Origin of the sequence: Oscillibacter sp., from assembly GCF_032060045.1 — a bacterium.
In the GTDB taxonomy this organism is placed as follows: Bacteria; Bacillota; Clostridia; order Oscillospirales; family Oscillospiraceae; genus Oscillibacter.
The window spans coordinates 28,971-32,796 of the sequence record NZ_DAMBZJ010000032.1 but is presented as its reverse complement, the minus strand read 5'-3'; the positions used below and the strand labels follow the sequence as shown (position 1 = coordinate 32,796).

Here is a 3,826-nt window from a genome sequence, read left to right as displayed (position 1 = left end):
TACGGAGCTGAAGGCTACGTGGAAATATCATGGACGGCCCCTTGGTAGCAATAAGGACTGGATTTCAGGACTGATCCGCTGCTCCTCCTGCGGCGCCACCATGATTTTCGCAAAGCCGAACTATTGGAAGTGCAATCACTACGTGCGGGGCCGCTGTAAAACCTCCCAGCACGTTTCCACAGAACTTTTGAAGGAAGCCATCATTCGCCGTCTGCAAATTGATCTTGAAACCGATTCTCCTATCCAATACGAAGTAATTCGTGCAAAGGACGGCGGCGAAGAGAAATTAAACGCGCTGCGCACCCAGCAGGATTCCCTCACTAAAAAGCTGGACCGTCTGCGGAATGCATATCTCGCCGGGGCCGATACCGTAGAAGAATACAAGACCGCAAAAGAATCCACACAGGAAAAGCTGTCCGAGGTGGTTGCCCAGCTAAAAAAGGCCGAAAAAGAGAGTGCCAAACTTGGCACTCCTGTCATTATGAAAAAGTCCATTCGTTTGGCTCTGAAAACCATCACCTCTGATACTGCTACTATGGAGCAGAAATCTGAAGCCGCCCATTCCATCATCGAATACGCCACTTGGGACAAAGCCCAAAACCTTCTGCAAATGCACTATCGCCTTATCTTTTAATCAACATTCGTAGTCTGTCACAATACGGTGGTCCACACGGAGAGCTTGGTGCATCGCTGAGATATCTAAGCCAGCGGTATTCCATGCCCTATCCTGAGTTGAAAGGGCTTTTAACTGATATTGGAACAGAAGAATTGGAACCATTGAATTGTCAGCGAAAAACAGAGTGGGTAATTGGATGCTAATATCCGCAATTGATAGAAACATTTTACCCGCGGTTATGGTAAATTGTTGGCTATCATCGTTCTACTCGTTTAAAAGATTCTCAATTACATAGATGCAAACTTTTAATTTCCACCCAGCTTTTCTATACCTCTTGTGCTGATTTAATTGAGTACATAGGAGTATAACTCCTGAAAAGGTTAGAAGGCAAGTCATAACATACGGAAGAATTAGATAGTATTCTTTAAGTATAGACATAATCGCCACACATATGGCAATCAATGCAATTGTTGTATTTATAAGTGTATTTTCAGATCCGATTCCAGAACGCATTTCGTCCAATTTTCTCTCATAAAAGCATTTTAAACTCTTCAGTTCTTCTATCGAGTATTGTCTCTCTCTAAACTCGTACATCAGTTTTCTTATTAATTCTTTTTCATGCTGGTAACTTGTCTTCATATCATTTGTCAGAAATAACTGATAAATTTTGGGGCTGCTATCCATCTCGCAAAAATAACCTATGTCCCAATATTGGACAAGATTTTCCGACATATTGATAATTTCTTTTTCTTTTTTCGAGGTAACATATATTTTTCTTGCAACATGAGAGTCTTTAATCGTTTCTTTGAATCGGCAGACAATTTTACGCACTTTTTCTTTTCACCCCTTTTTTCATAATTACATTAATACGCTCTATTTTTCTAAAAAGCAACCCCCCGGCCATTGAACCGCCCCAGTAAAAACGGACAAACGATAAAAAGCCCCCTGCTGTAGGAAAATAGAACTACATCAGGGGGTATTTATATAAATTAAGGCGCTCCGCGGCCTTCCTTTTCATTCTTCTTTCCACTCAGAAGGCGATTCATAGGTTGCAATCATACCGATCAAATCGTCCTCCTCTTTTTCAAAGTCACCGGTTTGACGGTTTTCGTAATGGTCACATATAAAGCAATTTTAAGCAATTGTTTAAAAAATAATTGACATTTTATTCCATTTGCGATACTATTAAAGAATCATTATGAACGAGGTGGTTATATGGCCCGTACAGTAAGAACTATGGAAGAACGCATTACCATTCTGGATGAGAAAATCTCCAAAAAGAAAACCGAAATTGCAAAATTAGAATCTCAGAAATATGCACTTTCACATCCTGTGTCTATCAAAGATATCGTTATGAAAGCGAAGCAATCCGGCATGACGCCCAACGAAATCGCCCAAAGGCTTGGCATTGAAATTGAGTAATCTATTGCCCCGCCGGAACGGCGGGGCGTTTTTTTGATTCTTACGGCTTATGGTTAAGCGCGTCCATGATAGCAAGTTGCAAGCGCTATACTGTATCTGGTAATAACTCAGTAATGAGAGGTGATAAAATGAAAGTCCTATTTCATGTAAATAAAAGCGCGCACTGGAAAACAGCACTTGGAAACATTTTAAATATGCTGCAATACGGAGAAGAAAATTCCATGTTGTTTGAAATTGAACTTGTCGCCAACGGCCCAGCCGTGAAGGAGCTACAACCTTCTGCCGCTAAATCGGCCGGTATATATGACCAACTAGAAAGATTTGCGACAGCCTTGCGTATATGTGCATGTAACAATTCCCTTGTCGCAAATGGGATAACGCCAAGTATGCTTCTGCCTTTCATCCAAGTCGTTCCCGCCGGTGTCGTTGAGATAGCTGTCCGGCAGCTGAACGGATATGCTTATATCAAACCATGATTCCGTACATCCTGTCCCCGGTCCGAGCCTCCCGCAAAATATTTAAAACAATTTGGCAAAGACTATATTCGAGGTGATCGTATGGACTCAAAGAAAAATTTGCCCCAAAACCTTAAAGATGGTGACGGTGACAAACCTATCCCCGCGAACGTCTACCCGGTTATTGACACAGATCTGGCGAGAGACAATCTAGAAAACGATCTTCCAGCGGCTGATCTTCAGGACCTTTGAGCTTCCGCCCCTTAACCGGGGCGGTTTTTCTTTAAGCCTTTGCCCTAAACTGCAGAAAGAATATCATCAATAGAAATTGTTGACCCGCTCTCCCCCGCCAGCTGCACCTGCAACCTACGCGGTGTATTCAGTCCATCGTTGAGCAGATTCATATCGGAAACCATTCTCATGGTGACCCACTCTCCCGGCACTCACACCAGCTGTTTTTATTTGCATATGATACTTTGGGTGATTATCTTGAATCCTTGTGAACTGAATGTACTGATTGCGGCCCTTACGAATTATTTTTATACCAATCTCTCGGAAAAAGAATTCATATGCCTGGGTATTTTCCTGCGCGAACTCAGCAGGTCAATGATTGGCACAACAGTATTTGACGGCCTTTGCTACAAGGAGAAGAAATAATCCGCCACTTTTCATTCTTCTCTTTCTTTCCTGGCTTCCTGAGGCCCAAGCCATGCTTTTATCCGATCACGCGCAAGGCCCAGCATGTGCCAAATGCTGGTATAGGAGTTTACGGAGTCCGTCGCATGAAATGCCACATCAACAGCCTGCAAAACTTTGCCGTAGCCACATTGAAATAAATACATCAGCAAAACCCCTGTCTGTTTTTCCGGCACGGTGCATCTCCCGCGCTGCGTTATCCTCAATTTTAAGTCCTCATACATGCCTTCTGCCCACGCTGCAAAGCTTTTTCGCTTTTCACCCATTCCGGATGCTCGCATCATATTTTCCGCCCAAACAAATGGAATTATTAAATTCATGCACTGTCTCCCATGGATGCTCCTATTTTCAAGTTCCTTGCATTGGTTTCAAAAGAGGAATTTTTCTTCTGAAATGCGACTGAGTTTCAACTTTATATTCCCTTAACATGTCCTATACTGTAATTGCAGCCTCCATCGTCGTTTGAAGGAGGACTTACCATGACTACATTCCAAGTCTTTACGCTAATCATTTCAGCCAACGTCCTACTGCTCGCACTATTGACTTACTTAAAAAAGTGATGGTTGTGGATTAGTAGTACCTAGGTGTGTGAATGGAGGCTGTAAAGTGGTGGTGCTTAAGCACCACCACTTTTTTG

General features: G+C 42.7%; 5 protein-coding genes and 1 pseudogene. 4 read left to right on the top strand and 2 right to left on the bottom strand.

Annotated elements, in window-relative coordinates:
* Positions 1-634 (top strand): zinc ribbon domain-containing protein (locus RT018_RS12510; protein ID WP_312942482.1); only part of this gene is annotated, 634 nt, incomplete at its 5' end.
* Positions 634-771: pseudogene (locus RT018_RS12505) on the top strand (manganese catalase family protein); the annotation flags it as partial. The gene RT018_RS12510 and the pseudogene RT018_RS12505, both read left to right, overlap by 1 nt.
* 109 nt (positions 772-880) lie before the next feature.
* Here the strand turns inward: RT018_RS12505 and RT018_RS12500 are convergent.
* Complete coding sequence (locus RT018_RS12500) at positions 881-1,447, bottom strand: hypothetical protein (protein ID WP_312942480.1); 567 nt, start codon at positions 1,445-1,447, stop codon at positions 881-883.
* A gap of 384 nt (positions 1,448-1,831) precedes the next feature.
* On the opposite strand from RT018_RS12500, the gene RT018_RS12495 reads away from it, so the two are divergent.
* Both RT018_RS12495 and RT018_RS12490 read left to right on the top strand, forming a co-directional pair.
* Positions 1,832-2,038, top strand: a complete 207-nt coding sequence (locus tag RT018_RS12495; protein WP_312942476.1) for a hypothetical protein — start codon at positions 1,832-1,834, stop codon at positions 2,036-2,038.
* 128 nt (positions 2,039-2,166) lie between these two features.
* Positions 2,167-2,514, top strand: coding sequence for a DsrE family protein (locus RT018_RS12490; protein WP_312942474.1), 348 nt, complete (start codon positions 2,167-2,169; stop codon positions 2,512-2,514).
* 647 nt (positions 2,515-3,161) lie between these two features.
* Here RT018_RS12490 and RT018_RS12485 read toward each other — a convergent pair.
* Complete coding sequence (locus RT018_RS12485) at positions 3,162-3,509, bottom strand: hypothetical protein (protein WP_312942472.1); 348 nt, start codon at positions 3,507-3,509, stop codon at positions 3,162-3,164.
* Positions 3,510-3,826: the final 317 nt, after the last annotated feature.